This is a genomic window from Acidiphilium sp. C61 (genome assembly GCF_905116885.1).
Classification (GTDB): Bacteria; Pseudomonadota; Alphaproteobacteria; order Acetobacterales; family Acetobacteraceae; genus Acidiphilium.
Map to the genome: position 1 here is coordinate 1,800,836 of NZ_CAJHNI010000005.1, position 16,088 is coordinate 1,816,923.

Below are 16,088 nucleotides of genomic sequence, written 5' to 3' on the forward strand. Positions count from 1 at the left end.
ATCTAGAAGGAACACGACATGGGTATTTCCAATTTTCCCGCCTCGTTGCAGCCGATCATCCAGCAGGGCTTCCTCGAGCGCGAATTCGAGCAGGCACTGCGCTCGCGGCTGGGCTACCGGATGGTGGCCGATCGCGAGAGCTTCGCCGTCGGCATCGGCGAGACGCTGACCAAGACCCGCGCCGGGCTGAAGCCCTCGGTCACCACGCCGCTGGCCGCCGCGACGAATACCAATCTCGACAACGGGCTGACGCCGCAGGGCTGGGGTGTCGAGCAATATACCGTGACGCTGAATTTCTATGCGGCGACGCAGGATCTGAACATGGTGACCAGCCGGGTCGGCATCGCCTCGCAATTCCTGCAGAATGCCGCGACGAATGGCGAGCAGGCGGCCCGCAGCCTTGACGAGCTGGCGCGTAACGCGCTGTTCGCGCCCTATTTCGGCGGCAATACGCGGGTGAGCATCACGCTGGCGAGTGCCGCGCCGAGCATCGAGGTGGATGATATCCGTGGCTTCACCACGGTGTATGTCAACGGCGTGCAGACGGCGGTTTCGGGCAGTTATCCGCTGATGGTGACGGTCGGGGCGAATACGTATCTGCTCATCGGCGTGACGCCGGATGTCAACAACGCATCGTCGGCACCGGGCGGCATTTCGGGAACCCTGACGTTTTCCAACGATATCAGCGTGAGCGACGGCACCGCCGGCAATGCGGTGCGCGCGGCGACGGCGAGTGCGATCGTCAGGCCGCAGGGGGCGGCGACGTCCAGCGCGCTGCAGGCGACCAACACGCTGACCATGTCCGCCCTGCTCGATGCAGTGGCGACGCTGCGGCAGAACGCGGTGCCGGAAATCGATGGTGTGTATAATTGCTATCTCGATCCGGTTTCGGCGCGGCAGCTCTTCGCCGACCCGGATTTCCGGCAGCTGTTCCAGGGGGCGACATCGAGCAATGCGGTGTTCCGCCAGGGCATGGTCAACGATTTCCTCGGGTTGCGGTTCATCACCACGACCGAGGCCTATGTGCAGTCGCACCCCACGCTGGCGGGGCTGTATATCCGCCGGCCGATCGTCTGCGGCAAGGGCGCGCTGATCGAGGCGGATTTTGCCGGCATCGGCGCGGAGGATGTCGCGCCGAAGGACGCGCTGGTGAACATCATCGACGGTGTCGCCATGGTCACGCGCGAGCCGATCGACCGGCTGCAGCAGATCATCGCGCAGTCCTGGTACTGGATCGGCGGGTTCTGTGCGCCGTCCGACACCACGACGACGCCGAATACCGTCCCGACCGCGACCAATTCCAACTTCAAGCGCGCGGTGATGATCGAGCATATCGGCTGAGGAGGGGGCGAACATGTCAATCGGATCCTCGCTTCCCTTCAGGCCATCGGGCACTGCGGCGGTTGCGGCCTCGACCAGCGCGGCCTCGACCGCGCTTGCCGGCGGCGGGTCGAGCCTGCTCGTCTATAACGCTGCCGCCGCGGTCGCGTTCGTGCGGCTCGGCACCGCGGGGATGAGCCTGGCGAGCACGGCCGATACGCCGCTGCCGCCGGGCGGGCGGTTGCTGATCGATGCCGGGCGGCTGGTGAGCGAGGCGAGCGCCGTGCTCGCCTCCGGCACCGGCACGGTCTATTTCACCCGCGGCGACGGCTCGGTCTACTGACATGTCGGGCAGTGTTTCGAGCGCGCCCGGCACGCTGAGCGAGGCGCAGAAGGTCGATGTGCGGCGGTTCTGCGGCTATCCGGCCTATGGCGCCGGGGCGGCGGGAGTCCAGTCCTGGCGGTTCTTCCAGGCCTACGGCACGCTCGAATACCGGATGAACAACCTGGCGCCGGCGGAGGTGGCGGTGGTCGTGAACCATCTCGCCACCCTTGCCGCGCTGGAAGAGGCGATTCCGGAGGCGAGCGGCAATCTCGATACCGAGGCGGCGGCGGGCTGGCAGCACAATGCCAACGAGGTGCGCGACCGCACCGCGCTGTTCGACCAGTGGCGGCGGCGGTTGTGCGGGTTTCTCGGCCTGCCGCCGGGGCCGGCGCTCGGCTCGTCGGATGGCATCACCCTGATCGTTTGAGGTTTTCATGGATGGAACGCGGCTGGCGGACCGGATCGCCTTTGGCGGCGGCATGGCCGCACGCAAGGCGGGCTTGATCTGCGATGCCTACCGGCCGCGCGACGGGGCGTGCCCGATTGTCGCAGCGAACCGGCTGGTGCGGCTGGGCGTATTGGTGCTGCCGGTTTCGGGCTCGGTGCGCGGGCCGGCACCGCTCGGCCTGCCTTACCGGCAACTCGTGCTCGACCAGGCCTATGTGCGCGGCGGCGACTATGTCGTTGGACCCGCCGGGACGTTTCTGGTGGTCGGCAACGAACCGCCGGCGCCGGCGCTGGCGGCGCGCTGCAACGAGACGCTGTCGATCTGGCGGCCGGCGGCCCCGGCGGTGCCGGGGATCAATCCCTATGGGGCGGTTCTCGGCGCCGGGGCGCAGGGGGTGCTGGCCGGATTTCCGGCGGCGCTGCTGTCGGCGCGGGGCGGCAGGCATGGCGAGGCCGGGCTGCCGGATGATACGCGCGCGCCGGGATATGTCGCCGCGGTTGCGGCGGTGGACGGGCTTTCGCCGGAGGTCGCGGATATCGTGCGCGATGCGCGCGGGCGGCAGTTCGTGATCGACCAGGCGGAGCTGTTCGGCGGCGTCTGGCGGCTCACGCTTTCGGCGAGCATCGTCTGATGGCGGGGCAGCAGGATGTCGAGAACGCGATCGTCTCGCTGATCGCGACCGCTTCCTATCCGGGGGGAACGGCGGCGGCATCGGCGATCGCGGGGCCTGACGGGATGGTGACGTGCCGGGTCTATCGCGGCATGCCGAACGCGCCGGCGCTGGAGGCGGATCTGGCGCGCGGCGCGATGCACGCGACCGTGTTTGCCGAGCCCTCGGGTGTGCGCAACGTGACGCGCTATCCGCGCGAATGGATCGAGGTTGCACCGGTGCCGGCGACGCTGTCGGTCAGCGTCGCGGCGGGGGCGGCGACCTTCGCGGGGCAGTGTGCGGCGGGGCAGCTCGCCGGCATCGCCGTCGATGGCGCGATATTTCCTTATGCGGTGCAGGCGCGCGACACCCCGGCGAGCGTGGCCAGCAACCTCGCCGCCCTGCTGCGCGCGGCGGGATGGCTGGTGACTTACGCGGGGACGACGCTGAGCGTGCCGGCCGCGCGCGGGATGATCGCCCGCGTCGTGGCCGGGGGCGTCGCGCTGCGGGAGATCAAGCGCCAGGTGCAGCCGTTCCGAATTTCGCTGTGGTGCCCGGACCCGCTGACGCGGGATGCGGCGGCGGCGGTGATCGATCCCGCGCTGGCGGCGCCGCAGTTCATCGGCCTCGCCGATGGCGCGGCGGCACGGCTGCGCTTTGTCGGCGCCGAGACCACGGACAAGTCGATCGATGCCGGGCTGTACCGGCGGGACCTCATTTACGACGCCGAATATCCGACCACCGAGGCGATGACGACGCCGGCCATGCTGTTCGGGGTCGGCGGGATCGCGGCGGACGGCGCGTTCATCGCCGGCATGACCGGCTGAAGGAGAGACGATGAAGATCAAACTGGTGGTGGTGAAGCCGTTCGAGGGCTTCCGGCGGGGCGACACGATTGCCGACGAGGCGAAGATCGCCGCAGTGCTGGCGTCCGCCCAGGCCGGGTCGGTCGTGCGGGTCGTGGCGGAGGGCTGAGGCATGCCGATTTCGCAGGCAGGCGCGCTGAACACGACGGCGCTGATCGTTCCCGACCTCTATGTGCAGATCGTGCCGCCGCAGACGCTGCTGCTCAACGGCGTGCCGACGGATGTGCTCGGCGTGGTCGGCTCGGCATCCTGGGGGGCTACAGGCGAGCCGATGATCGTCGGCTCGATGGGCGAGTATGCCGCATCCTTCGGGCCGGTGATGGCGCGGCAATACGACATGGGCACGGCAGTGGCGGTGGCGGTGCAGCAGGGGGCGTCGAATTTCCGCTGCGTGCGGGTGAGCGACGGCACCGACACCGCGGCCTCGGTGTCCATTCTCGGCGCGCTGACGCTGACGGCGCTGTATACCGGATCGCTCGGCAATGCGATCACGGTGACGGTTTCGGCGGGGGCGGCGGCGAATAGCTGGCGGCTGACGGTGGCGCTGCCGGGGCGCACGCCGGAGGTGTTCGACAATATCGCCGGCATCGGGGCGGCGTTCTGGCAGGCGGCGGCGAATGCGGTCAATGCCGGAACGGGGCCGCTGCGCGGCGCTTCGGAGCTGGTGGTCGCGAGTGCCGGCACGTCGGCGTTTCCGCCGGTCGCCGGGATCTATCCGTTCTCGGCCGGCACGCCGGGCAGCGACGGCGCCAGCGGGCTCACCGCGGCGTCGCTGGTGGGGCAGGACACGCTGCCGCGGAGCGGGATGTATGCGCTGCGCGGGCAGGGCTGCGGGATCGCGGTGCTGGCCGATCTCGACGATACGACGCAGTGGAGCCCGACCGTTGCCTTCGGCCTCGAGGAAGGCTGCTACATGATCCTCGCCGGGCCACCGGGTGACACGATTGCCGGCGCCGTTGCGGCGAAACAGGCGGCGGGGATCGATTCCTATGCCGCCAAGGTGATGTTCGGCGACTGGATCTGGTGGTACGATCAGGCCAACGGATTGACTCGCCTGGTCTCGCCGCAGAGCTTTGCGGCCGGGCGGCTTGCCAATCTCTCGCCGGAGCAGAGCGCGCTGAACAAGCCGCTCTACGGCGTCGTCGGCAGCCAGAAATCGGGGCGCGCCGTAACGGGCACCACCAGCACCTATTCCTCGGCCGATCTTTCGGCGTTGATGTCGGCCGGGATCGACGTGATCGCCAATCCGCAGCCGGGCGGGGCGTTCTGGGGCGTGCGGGGCGGGTTCAACGCCTCGTCCGACAGTGCGACCAACGGCGATAACTATACCCGTATGACCAACTACATCGCCGCGACCCTGTCGGCGGGGATGGGCCAGTATGTCGGCCAGCTGGTGAACGAGACGCTGTTCCGCCGCATCCGCGGCACGCTGCTGGCCTTCCTGAACACCATGCTCGGCCAGGGCATGCTCGGGACCACCAACGGGGCCTTGCCCTTCGCCGTGGTGTGCGATGCGTCGAACAACCCGCCGGCCCGCACCGGGCTTGGCTATGTGCAGGCGGATGTGCAGGTGCAGTACCAGGCGATCAACGAGCGGTTCATCGTCAATGTCGAGGGCGGGCAGACCGTGCAGGTCAGCCAGCAGACCCTGCCCCAGGGCACGGTGTGAGGTAGCAGATGCCATATAACACGTTTACCGTTGGCAATGATTGCCAGATCGTCGTCATGGGTCCGTTCGGGCGGGTCGATCTTGCCCATGTGACCGGATTCGAGGTGAGCCAGGTGACGCAGAGCGTGCGCGTCGACCGGCTCGACGGGGTGCAGCTCGGCGCCGAACTGCCGAAGGGCTGGCAGGGAAGTTTCCTGCTCGATCGCGGCAGCTCGGCGACCGATGATTTCATGGCGCAGATCGAGCAGGCCTATCTGTCGGGGCAGGCGATTCCGCCGGGAACGCTCTATCAATATGTGAATGAAACTGACGGATCGACCTCGACCTACCAGTTCGACGGGGTCGTGTTCAAGCTCGGCTCGGCGGGCGTGTATCGCGGTGACATGCCGGTGGCGCAGAAGCTCGACTTCTTCGCCTCGACGCGCAGGCGCGTATGAGCGGGGCGGAGGTGGAGGACGCGCGCGGGCGGTTGCTCGCGCTGCGGCCGCTGACGATGCTCGATCGGCTGCGCCTGTTCAAGGCGCTCGGGCCGGAACTGTCGATGAACGAGGCGTATCTCGGCGTCGCCTCGCTGGCGGCGTCGGTCGGCGCGATCGATGGTGTGCCGCTGCCGTTTCCGGCGAGCGAGGCGGCGGTTGAAAACGCCGTGGAGCGGCTGGGCGAGGCGGGCATCGAGGCGGCGGCGGCGGCGTTGCAGCCGGAAGATGCCGGCACGGTGAGGGCGCTCGCGGGAAACTGAGCCGGCACCCCGCGCTGATCGACTGTCTCTACCTGGTCGGGCGCGGGGTGCCGTTCGAGGTGGCCTTCACGCTCGGCGAGGCGGAGCGGATCGCGTTCGTCGTCGCGTGCGGGGAGCTGGACGGGCTGACATTCGACTGGAAGGCGATGGCGTGGGTGCAGGAATGACATGGCGCGACGGTGCCGGGGCGCGGTTCGCCCGGCTTGGCCGGAGCGGGCTCGGGCGGATCGCGCCACGGCGGCTGCCGTCGGTGGCGCGGACGATGCGCCGCGCGGTGATGTCCGTGCTGCATGAGGCGCCGGGGGCGTTCCCGACAAATCGTCCTCGGGACGGTACGGCCGCGATGTTGCGGGGTGGGTGGCATCATGCCGCACGGCGTTCGACCGAACGGATGCGGCGCGCATGGCATGCGCGTCATCATTCCTCGCCGCGCGCCAGCCTGCGGGGCATGGCCCTGGCGGGGCAGCGTGTGGCGCATGGCTTGGGGCCGGAGATCCGGCCGGTGGGCGCGCGGCTGTCCACGCATCGGGTGTCGGCGGGATCGTCGGGGCGGCGGTTGATGCATGTCTTGGGGCCGGAGATCCGGCCGGCGGGTGTGCAACTGTCCGCGCATCGGGTTCCGGCGGGATGGTCGAGGCGGCCGGTGGCGCATGGTGTGCCGCTGGTCCGCAAGCCCCTGCGCGCAGGTAATCCAGGTATCGCGGCTGCGGCGGGCCGGAAGGTGGCGCCGCAAATGGTGCTGGGCCGTTCCGGGCTGCGCGCCTCGCATGGGGCGCGTGGGTCGGCCGCATCGTCGGCGCGGCCGGTAGCGCCGGTCGTGTCCGGGCGGGCGATCCGTTCCGAGGCGGCGGGGCTGGCTGCGGCTACGGCGCCGGCGCGGCCAGCGGCACGGTTCGCGGCGCCGGAGCGAATGGATCTCGGCCGCTGGCTCGGCGGGCTGTTCGGCGACGAGGCGCGGCGGCCGCCTTCGGGCGTGACCGGGTTCGACGCGCGCCTGTCGCCGGTGTTCCCGGGCCGCAAGCCGGGATTCTGAAAGCGGGAGGCGGAAGATGGCGGCTATCACGGTGACGCTGGGCGGCGTTGCCTTCCGGGATTTCGAGGTGCCGCAGACGATCGAGTTCGGCGGCAGCCAGCGGTTGGCGGTGCATGAACTGGTGGGCGGCGGCCGCGTGATCGACACGCTCGGGGCGGCGGCGGGGATCATCCGTTTCGCCGGCACCTTCTCCGGCCCCGATGCCGAGGCGCGGGCGCAGCTGCTCGATGTGGCCCGGCGGGCGGGGGCGACCCTGCCGCTGGCCTGGAGCGGCTTCGCCTTTGAGGTGGTGATCGCGGATTTTGTCGCGGTTTACGAAAAACCCTGGTGGATTCCGTTCTCGATCGAGCTGGTCGAGGCGCAGAACCTGGTGACGGCGGTGCCGGACGCGCTGGCGCAGGCGGGGCTCGACCTTGTCAGCGCCGGTGGCCTGGCCGGGCTGGCGGGGCTGTCGCTCGGCCCGGTCGCGGTGACGGCGCCCGGCAGCATCGCCACGGCGCAGGGGATTGTGGGCGGCGCGCTGCGTGCGGCGGAGACCGGTTTGGCGGCGGCGCAGGGCGGGTTCGGCGCGAGCGCAGGCGCCTCGGCGGCAACGCGGGCGTTGCAGGCGATGGGGACGGCGAGCCTGTCGCTCGCAGCGCTGGGCGGGGCAGCCGCCTATCTCGGCCGCGCCGCCGGCAACGCTTCATGGGGGGCGGCATGAGCGGGACAACGACGATCACGATCACGGTCGCGGGTGGCAATCTCTGTGAGATCGCGGCGCGGCATCTGGGCGATGCGACGCAGTGGATCCGCATCGCGCAGCTCAACGGGCTGTCCGACCCTGCGCTGGTCGGGCTGGTGACGCTGGTGCTGCCGCCGGTTGACCCGAATGCGGGTGGCGGGGTGCCGCGTGTCTGAGGCTGTGATGGTGCGGGCGATCGCCCCGTTCGCGACGCTCGACGGCGCACCGCTGCCGGGGCTGGAGCGGCTGGAAATTCGCCAGCCGGGCGCGTTCGAGGCGGCGTGTTTTTCCCTCGAATTCGCGCTCGGCGCGGTGCCGGGCGGCGCGGCCTGGTTCGCGGCATTGCAGGGCGGGGTGGTGACCGCCGGCATCGGCAGCGGGACGGCGCTGGTCACCGGCCAGGTGGACAATGTCGCGATCCGGTTCGATCTCGGCGCCGCCATCCTGAGCGGCCGGGATCTGGCCGCGCGGCTGATCGATGCCGAGGTGGACCAGACCTTCTCGAACCTGACGGCCAGCGAGGTCGCGACGGCGTTTGCCGGCCAGGCGGGGCTTGCCGCGAACGTGGACGCGACGACGACGCGGATCGGCCAGTATTACGAGCTGGCGCACGCGCAGACCGGGCTCGGCCTGCATTCGCGGCACGCGACGCGGTGGGATCTGCTGGCCGCGCTGGCGGCGCGCGAACAGTTCGGCCTTTCGGTGACGGGGACGACGCTGAATTTCGCGCCGCCGCCGGCCGGCGCGCCGATGCTGCTGACCTATGGGCGGGACCTGCTGACGCTGGGTTGTGACAGCGCGCTGGCGCTGGCGAGCCCGAAAGTGACGGTGCGGAGCTGGAACCCGAAGAGCAAGGCGGCGTTCAATTCGAGCGCCGGCAGTTCCGGCGGGACGACGCTGATCCGTCCCAACCTGACCCAGGGCGAGGCAGAGCGGGTCGCGCAGGCGGCGCAGGCGGCGCTGGCCGCGCAGGCGGTGCGGTTGCAGGCGAGCATGCCGGGCGAGACGGCGATGATGCCGGGGACGGGGATCCTGCTGCAAGGGACGCAGACCGCGCTCGATGGCGCGTATGTGGTGCGGAGCGTGGAGCGGGTGATCGACGGGCGGATCGGGTTCTTGCAACATTTCGAGGCGATGCGGGCGGCATGATGGAGCATTTCTGGAACGCGGTGAAAGGCCGGGCGGCGGCGCTCGACGGGCTTTCGGCGCAGGCGCGGTTCGCGGTGGTCGCGAGCTTCGATCCGGCCGCCTACGCGGCGCGGGTGACGTTGCAGCCGGAGGGCGTGCTCTCGGGCTGGCTGCCGGTGCTGGCCGGATGGGTCGGCGCCGGCTGGGGTATGGCGGCGCCGCTGTCGCCGGGGGACCAGGTTCTGGTGCTCGGGCAGGAGGGCGATGCCGAACAGGCGGTGGTGCTCGGCCGGCTGTGGTCGGACCGCGATCCGGCGCCGCAGGCCGCGGTGGGCGAGCTGTGGCTCGTGCATCAGAGCGGCTCGTTCCTGCGGCTGCGCAATGACGGGACGATCGCGATGAAAGCCGGGACGGTTTCGATCGAGGGGGATCTGATGGTGAGCGGCGAGGTTTCGGACCGAAGCGGGACGCATGGCAGTCTCGACACGCTGCGGCAGGCTTATGACGGTCACACCCATCCCGATCCGCAGGGCGGGTCGACCGGCACGACTTCGGCGGTGGTGTGATGGCGGATCTCGCACTGACATTCGGCGGCGATCTCGCCTTTGGCAATGAAGGCGACCTCGCGCTGGCCGGGGCGGCGGCGCTGACCGAGCAGCGTGTGCTGCGGCGGCTGCTGACCAATCCCGGCGGGTATCTCTGGCAGCTTTCCTATGGCGCCGGGCTCGGCCAGTTCGTCGGCGCGGCGGGGCCGGCTGCTTCTGCCGGCGCGCTGGCGCGGGCGCAGCTGCGCCGCGAGGCGCGGGTGGCGAGCGCGCCGCCGCCGCAGATCACGGTCAGCCAGGGCAATCCGGGCGGGCTGACGATGACCATCGCCTATCAGGATGCCGCGACGGGACGGGCGCGCGTGCTGGCGCTGCCGGGTCCGGTCTGATCAGCACAGGGAATTCCGATGCAATTATCGCTGCAAAGCTTCACCGCCATGGTGGAGCAGATGGCTGCTGCCTTGCAGGGGGCGGCGAGCCAGGCGCTGGACCTGACCGTCGGGTCGGTCCTGCGGGCGCTGATCGAGGCGAATGCCTCCCTTGGCCTCTGGCTGCAATGGATGATCGTGCAGGTGCTGCTGACCACGCGGCTTTCCACCAGCACCGGGGCCGACTGCGACAGTTTCGGCGCGGATTTCGGCTTTGCCCGGCTGCCCGCGGTGGCAGGCGCCGGCAGTGTGACCTTCGCGCGGTTCGCACCCGTGCTATCGGCCTTCGTGCCGGTCGGCGCGACGGTGATGACGGCCGATGGCAGCCAGAGTTTCGCGGTGACGGCGGACCCGGCGAACCCGGGTTTTTCGGCGGCGCAAGGCGGATACACGCTGGCGGCGGGTGTCGCCTCCCTCGACCTGCCGGTGAGCGCGGTGCTGCCGGGGGCGGCCGGCAACGTCATGGCGGGGGCGATTTCGCTGCTGACCACGGCGATCGCCGGGATCGATACGGTGAGCAATGCGGCATCGATGGGCGGCGGTGTGGACGCGGAGACCGACGCCGCGTTCAAGGCGCGGTTCGGCAATTATCTCTCCAGCCTCTCGCGCGCGACGTCCGGCGCCATCAAGGCGGCCGTGGCCGGGGTGCAGCAGGGGCTTTCGGTGACGATCAGTGAGAATGTCGACCAGACCGGGGCGGCCAGCATGGGCAATTTCATCGTCACGGTCGATGATGGAACCGGCCATCCGCCGGCATCCCTGCTGGCGACGCTGGGCCAGGCGGTGGATGCGGTGCGGCCGGTGGGCACGCGGTTCGCGGTGCAGGGGCCGAGAGTGGTGGCGGCGAACGTGTCGATGACGCTGGTGCTGGCGCCGGGGACGGTGCCGCAGACCGCGAGCGGTGCGGTGACGGACGCGATCGCGGCCTATATCGGCGGGCTCGCGGTGGGTGCCACGCTGCCTTACTCGAAACTGCTCCAGATTGCCTATGACGCGTCCGACGCGGTGGCGAACGTGACCGACGCCCTGCTGAACGGCGGCACGGCCGACCTGGTGCCGCCCGCGTTCGGTGTGGTGCGGGCCGGCACGATCGGCGTGAGCTGAGCCATGAGCGGTTCGGCAAATTCCCCCGGCAGCGCGGCCGACATGGCGGCGCGGCTGAAAATGGCGCTGCCGGCCGGCTGGTTCGCCGATGCGACGCCGGTGCTCGATCAGGTTCTCGGCGGGCTCGGCGCGCTCTGGGCGGCGCTGTATGCGCTGATCGGCACGGTGCGGCGGCAGACGCGGATCGCGACGGCCACGGGCGCGATGCTGGACATCGCCGCGCGTGACTATCTGGGCGGGCGCATCGTGCGGCGGGCGGGCGAGGCGGATGCCGCGTTCAGCGGGCGGATCCGCGCCAATCTGCTGACACCGAAGGCGACGCGCGCGGCGCTCGCCGCCGCCATCACCGCCGAGACCGGGCGGGCGCCGGTGATTTTCGAGGCCGCCAACACCGGCGATACCGGCGGCTATGGCGCCGGCACGCTGGGGTATGGGGTGCGCGGCGGCTATGGCAGTCTCGCATTGCCCTACCAGTGTTTCGTGACGGCCTATCGGCCGTTCGTGGCCGGCAGCGGAGCCTCGGGCGGGTTCGGCTACGGGCCGGGCGGCTATTCGACCGCGCCGCTGGCCTGGAGCGATCTCGCCCAGGATGTGGGGCTGGCCACCGATGCCGACATCTATGCCGCCATCGCCCACGTGCTGCCCGTCAATGCCATCGCCTGGACGCGGTTGCTGAACTGACGGGCCCATATACCGCGCCTTTCCCTCCCTGCCGGCCGGACGCCGCCCTGATGCGGCGGGCGCCGTCGCGCGGCCTCATGACAAGGACATCTTCATGGACAGGACCATCGTCTATCCCGGGGCGATCCCGCTGGATACCGACATTCTGAACCTCAACCGCAACGTGATGGCCGCGATCGGCGCCCTTGGCGCGGCGGTGCTCGGCGGCGGCATGGTCGCCGACGGGCTGGCCTGCACGCCGAGCGTGCCGGCCTCGCTGACGGTGACGGTGGCGCCGGGGTCGATCACCCAGCTCGGGCCGGTCGATGCCAACAGCTATGGCAGCCTGCCGCAGGATATCGCCCAGCAGACGGTACGGATGGGGATCAATCTCGATCCGGTCACGTTCACGCTGGCCGCGCCGGCCAGTTCCGGCCAGTCGGTGAATTACCTGATCGAGGCGACGTTTTCGGAGATCGACGCCGATCCGGTGGTGCTGCCCTATGTGAACGCCGCCGATCCTTCGGTGCCGTATTCGGGGCCGGGCAATTCGGGCGGCGCACAGAACACGCAGCGGCTTCAGCGGGTGCAGCTCCAGGTCAAGCCGGGTGCGGCGGCGGCGGCGGGAACCCAGGCGACGCCGCCGGTCGATGCGGGATGGGTGGGGCTTTACGTCGTCACCGTCAATTACGGGCAGAGTGCCATTGCAGCGACGGATATCGTCACGCTGCCGCAGGCGCCGTTCCTGCCTTGCAAGCTGCCGCAACTGCGGCCGGGCTTCTCGCAGATGCAGGTGTTCGAGGGCTTGGGCAATTTCGTCGTGCCGCCGGGCGTGACGCAGGCGAAGGTCACGGTGGTCGGCGGTGGCGGCGGGGCGGGATATCACGCGACGATGCCGGGCGGCGGCGGCGGCGCGGGGGGCACGGCGATCGACATCGTCACCGGCCTCGTGCCCGGACAGGTGGTGCCGGTGACGGTGGGCGCGGGCGGTGCTGCGCCTAGCGCGCCGGCCAATGGCGGCACCGGCGGTGCATCGAGCTTCGGCAGCTACCTTTCGGCGACCGGCGGCGGCGGCGGCGAGGGGGGAACGGCCAGCCTGTTCGCCACCGCCGGGGGCGCTGGCGGCATCGGCCTGGGGGCGCGGATCGTGCAGGGCGGGGCGATGGGGGGTGACGGCATCGCCGTTGCCGGACGCGGCGGCGATGGCGGCGGGCCGGGAAGCGGCCGGGGCGCGAGCGGTCCGTTGCCGGGACTTCAGGCGACCGGCTTCGGCGGTGGCGGCGGCGGCGGCGGCGCCTCGGTCGGCGCAGCACCCACCAGCAGTCCGGGCGGCGCGGGCGCGCCCGGCATCGTCATTGTCGAATATTGAGCGGGGGTCCATCCTGATGAGCGCAAGCACGACACCGGCCAGCCGGATCTGGCAGGCGGCCTCGGCACGGCTGATCGAGATCGAGGGGTTCATTCCGACGCCGCGCGGGATCGCGCTGCTGCCGCCGCGGCCGCTGGCCTGGCCGGAAAAGGACCCTGGCGACATGCTGGATTACACGTTCGACGTGGCGCCCGCGCTGGCGGGCAGCCCCGGCGACGCGATCGCCACCGTCACGGCCACGGTGAACCCGGACAATCCGGGCGATCTCGCCCTCGCCTCGACCGCGATCGATGGCACGAGGGCGGTGCTTTGGCTCGCCGGAGGGCAGCCGGGCACGACCTATACGGTCACGGTTTCGATCACCACGCTGGCCGGTCGGAATCTGGCCCGGAGCATCGCGCTGCCGGTTGTGTCGCTGGCCTCGGTGCCGGCCCCGGCGAGCGCGATCACCACCCCGGACGGCGCGCCGATCACCAGCCCGTTCGGCCAGCCCATCACCGCGAACTGAGGAGGCGGCATGCCCACCATCGGACAATTGCCGGCGGCGAATTCGGTTTCGGACAGCGACGAACTGCCGCTCTACCAGGCCGGACAGACCGTGGCGGCAACGCGCGCGCAGTTCCTCGCCGGCATGCAGCAGCAGCTCGCCCTGCCACAGGGCACGCTGCTCGGCGGCATCGGGCCGGGAACGGCGGCGCCGGTGCCGATCACGATCGGCGCCAACCTGTCGCTCAGCGGCACCACCCTCGCAGCCACCGCCACACCGTTCGAGATCGCCGCACTGCCGGCGGGAGCGCCGCCGGGTAGCGGCGATTCCGTGCCGCTCGGCCAGGGCGGCGCGAATGTCGCGCTGAGTTATGGCGCCTTCATGGGCGGAATATCATCCGTGCAGGGCGTGCGGGCGGACGGGTTCGAGGCGGTCGCGGCGGGTGCGAGCGCGGTGCGCTCGATCGCCGCGCTGGCCGCCAACGCCGTCGCGATCGAGGATTTCGGTGCGAAGGGCGACGGGGCGACCGATGACGCGCCGGCGCTGCGCGCGGCACTTGCCGCGGGCAGCCCGGTGCGGTTCGGGCCGAAGACGTATCGGATCGACGGCGAATGCGACATCGGCGGCACTGCCGCGACACTGATCGGCGTGCCGGGGCAGACGATGCTGACGCGCGGCGCGCAGAGTGTGGCCGGCACATCGAGCCAGGCGGCATGGATCAGCGTGAGTGCGGCGACCTTCATCGCCGATGGCATCATTTTCGACGCCAATGCCGCGATCACGGCGCAGAGCTGGGGCGTGGTGATCCAGGCCGGCTGCACGGCGTCCGCCGTCACGCGCTCGCAGTTCCGCAATGCCAAGGCATCGATCTATGGCTGGGGCCTCGCGATCGCGCCCAGCGACCCGGCGGTGACGCAGCACCATGTGCATGATTGCGAATTCACCGCGAATGCCGTGGATGGGCTCTGGATCGCGGCGACCGACGCTGTCGCGGTGACGGGCTGCCGGGCGCACGACAACGCCCGCAACGGCATTTACGTCGACAGCCAGGACCCGACGCTGACGCTGAAGATCCGCGATGTGCAGGTGGTCGGCAACACGTGCTGGAACAACCAGACCGGTATCGTGGTCGGCAATTTCAACCAGACGAACCTTCAGCCGGGTACCTATGGCAATGCCAATCCGGACGTGCTCGGCGCGCTGGTCGCGCAGAATTGCGCGTTTGGCAACAGCAGCTACGGCATCTCGATTTCGGGGCGGAACATCCTGGTGACCGGCAACCTGCTGGTCGATAACGGGCCGGCCGGCGGCGGGATGCTGGTGAATACCGGCTATTGCCGCGTCGCCGACAACATGATCACCAATGCGGGCGGCTTCGGGATCGATGCCGGCGGGTCGGTCTTTGTCGAGCTGTCCGGCAATTACTGCGATGGCCAGACGATCGGCATCGGCATCGGCGGTAGCCAGAACTGCACGGTGCGGGGCAATTTCATCCAGGATTGCACAACGGGAATCGAGGCGCTCAACGTCGAATCCGACGGGCGCGGGACCGATTTCGGCATCGCCTGCAACAATCTCGAGATTGCCGGGAACCGGATCAATTACGGTCCCGGCGGTTATGGCATCGTCCTGAAGGATGCGCCGCAGCTGGTGGTGGTGCGGGACAATATCGTCTCCTCCGGCACCGGGGGCGATCCGCTCAACGCGCTGCTGGCCTATACCGATTCGGTCGTGCTGCGGAACAACATCCTGAATTTCGCCGACAGTTTCGCGGTCAATCCGGTGGCATCGAACGGGCTGAACACGCTGGTCTATCCCGACCTGGTGGACCGGGTGACGGTGTCGCAAGGCACGGGGCAGGTGCAGTCGATCATCAGTGCCACGGCGCAGCGGAGCGCGGGGACGATCAGCTACATCAAGGTGACCAATGGCGGGTCGAACTACACGACCGCGACCGTCGCGATCAGCGGGACCGGCAGCGGGGCTGCGGCCGGCGCCTGGATCGCCAATGGCAGCGTCATCGGCGTCTATATCACCGCGGCCGGCAGCCTCTATGGCCCGGGTACGCAGGTGAGCATCAGCGGTGACGGCACGGGTGCGACGGCGAGCGTGCAGGTCGGGCTGCCGGTGCTCGAAGGCCGGCGGCTGGAGATCGAGTGCCTCGCGCCGGTGAGTTTCGCGTCTGCCGGCAGCGTGCCGGCGCAGGAAAACTGGACCGGCGCGAAGCTGACCGTGCCGGCGGGTGCGACGATCGAGTGGCGGGGGCATGCCGGGGCCTGGCAGGCGGCGCGGTTCATCCAGTCCGATTATCTGGCGCCGGCCGCCGATGGCAGCGTCACGCTCGGCAGCCAGGCCGGGGATGTGCGGCTCGAACCGGCGACGGGTGGCGCGGTCCGGCTGATCTCGCCGACCGAGCCGACCGGATGCGTGGCGCTGATCGGGCGGGGTTCGCCGCTCGGCGTGGTGAGCGCGCCGCCCGGATCGAGTTACCGCAACCTCGACGGCGGCGCCGGGGCAACCTTCTGGATCAAGCAGACCGCGACCGACGCGACCGGCTGGATCGCGATCGCCTGAGGCAACGCGAGAGGACATTC

The 16,088-nt window shown here is 70.1% G+C and carries 20 protein-coding genes; all 20 read left to right on the forward strand.

Going from position 1 to position 16,088, the window contains the following annotated elements:
* Positions 1-18: 18 nt before the first annotated feature.
* The 20 genes from HUW10_RS11275 to HUW10_RS11370 all read left to right on the forward strand — a co-directional run bounded on the left by HUW10_RS11275 (position 19) and on the right by HUW10_RS11370 (position 16,068).
* Positions 19-1,341: a DUF4043 domain-containing protein gene (locus tag HUW10_RS11275; RefSeq protein WP_174503589.1), complete on the forward strand. Its 1,323-nt coding sequence runs from the start codon at positions 19-21 to the stop codon at positions 1,339-1,341.
* A 13-nt stretch (positions 1,342-1,354) separates the two neighbouring features.
* Entirely contained in the window at positions 1,355-1,663 is a 309-nt protein-coding gene (locus HUW10_RS11280; protein WP_174503590.1) for a hypothetical protein, read from the forward strand.
* A 1-nt stretch (position 1,664) separates the two neighbouring features.
* Positions 1,665-2,072 carry a hypothetical protein gene (locus HUW10_RS11285; protein ID WP_174503591.1) on the forward strand — a complete coding sequence of 136 codons (408 nt, stop codon included), beginning with the start codon at positions 1,665-1,667 and terminating at the stop codon, positions 2,070-2,072.
* Between the two features lie 7 nt (positions 2,073-2,079).
* Entirely contained in the window at positions 2,080-2,724 is a 645-nt protein-coding gene (locus HUW10_RS11290) for a hypothetical protein (RefSeq protein WP_174503592.1), read from the forward strand.
* A complete protein-coding gene (locus tag HUW10_RS11295) occupies positions 2,724-3,569 on the forward strand; it encodes a hypothetical protein (protein WP_174503593.1) in 846 nt (281 codons plus the stop codon). Before HUW10_RS11290 ends, HUW10_RS11295 begins: the two co-directional genes overlap by 1 nt.
* A gap of 10 nt (positions 3,570-3,579) precedes the next feature.
* Positions 3,580-3,717: a hypothetical protein gene (locus HUW10_RS11300; protein WP_174503594.1), complete on the forward strand. Its 138-nt coding sequence runs from the start codon at positions 3,580-3,582 to the stop codon at positions 3,715-3,717.
* 3 nt (positions 3,718-3,720) lie between these two features.
* Entirely contained in the window at positions 3,721-5,277 is a 1,557-nt protein-coding gene (locus tag HUW10_RS11305) for a phage tail protein (protein WP_174503595.1), read from the forward strand.
* 8 nt (positions 5,278-5,285) lie between these two features.
* Entirely contained in the window at positions 5,286-5,714 is a 429-nt protein-coding gene (locus HUW10_RS11310; protein ID WP_174503596.1) for a hypothetical protein, read from the forward strand.
* Positions 5,711-6,016, forward strand: a complete 306-nt coding sequence (locus HUW10_RS11315) for a hypothetical protein (RefSeq protein WP_174503597.1) — start codon at positions 5,711-5,713, stop codon at positions 6,014-6,016. Before HUW10_RS11310 ends, HUW10_RS11315 begins: the two co-directional genes overlap by 4 nt.
* A gap of 163 nt (positions 6,017-6,179) precedes the next feature.
* Positions 6,180-7,049 carry a hypothetical protein gene (locus HUW10_RS11320; RefSeq protein WP_174503598.1) on the forward strand — a complete coding sequence of 290 codons (870 nt, stop codon included), beginning with the start codon at positions 6,180-6,182 and terminating at the stop codon, positions 7,047-7,049.
* A gap of 16 nt (positions 7,050-7,065) precedes the next feature.
* The gene (locus tag HUW10_RS11325; RefSeq protein WP_174503599.1) at positions 7,066-7,752 is read left to right on the forward strand and encodes a hypothetical protein; all 687 of its coding nucleotides are present in this window, start codon (positions 7,066-7,068) and stop codon (positions 7,750-7,752) included.
* On the forward strand, positions 7,749-7,949 hold the full coding sequence (locus HUW10_RS11330; protein ID WP_174503600.1) for a hypothetical protein: 201 nt from the start codon (positions 7,749-7,751) through the stop codon (positions 7,947-7,949). Before HUW10_RS11325 ends, HUW10_RS11330 begins: the two co-directional genes overlap by 4 nt.
* Positions 7,942-8,922, forward strand: coding sequence for a hypothetical protein (locus HUW10_RS11335; protein ID WP_236656348.1), 981 nt, complete (start codon positions 7,942-7,944; stop codon positions 8,920-8,922). Before HUW10_RS11330 ends, HUW10_RS11335 begins: the two co-directional genes overlap by 8 nt.
* Positions 8,919-9,467 (forward strand): phage baseplate assembly protein V, encoded by a 549-nt coding sequence (locus HUW10_RS11340; protein ID WP_174503601.1) that lies wholly within the window; start codon positions 8,919-8,921, stop codon positions 9,465-9,467. The genes HUW10_RS11335 and HUW10_RS11340 overlap by 4 nt, the downstream gene beginning before the upstream one ends.
* A complete protein-coding gene (locus HUW10_RS11345) occupies positions 9,467-9,835 on the forward strand; it encodes a hypothetical protein (RefSeq protein ID WP_174503602.1) in 369 nt (122 codons plus the stop codon). The genes HUW10_RS11340 and HUW10_RS11345 overlap by 1 nt, the downstream gene beginning before the upstream one ends.
* Before the next feature lie 18 nt (positions 9,836-9,853).
* Positions 9,854-10,978: a baseplate J/gp47 family protein gene (locus tag HUW10_RS11350; protein WP_174503603.1), complete on the forward strand. Its 1,125-nt coding sequence runs from the start codon at positions 9,854-9,856 to the stop codon at positions 10,976-10,978.
* A gap of 3 nt (positions 10,979-10,981) precedes the next feature.
* Complete coding sequence (locus HUW10_RS11355; RefSeq protein WP_174503604.1) at positions 10,982-11,659, forward strand: hypothetical protein; 678 nt, start codon at positions 10,982-10,984, stop codon at positions 11,657-11,659.
* Between the two features lie 94 nt (positions 11,660-11,753).
* Positions 11,754-13,007 (forward strand): glycine-rich domain-containing protein, encoded by a 1,254-nt coding sequence (locus tag HUW10_RS18540; protein WP_174503605.1) that lies wholly within the window; start codon positions 11,754-11,756, stop codon positions 13,005-13,007.
* A 16-nt stretch (positions 13,008-13,023) separates the two neighbouring features.
* A complete protein-coding gene (locus HUW10_RS11365) occupies positions 13,024-13,515 on the forward strand; it encodes a hypothetical protein (protein ID WP_174503606.1) in 492 nt (163 codons plus the stop codon).
* Between the two features lie 9 nt (positions 13,516-13,524).
* Complete coding sequence (locus HUW10_RS11370; RefSeq protein WP_174503607.1) at positions 13,525-16,068, forward strand: right-handed parallel beta-helix repeat-containing protein; 2,544 nt, start codon at positions 13,525-13,527, stop codon at positions 16,066-16,068.
* Positions 16,069-16,088: the final 20 nt, after the last annotated feature.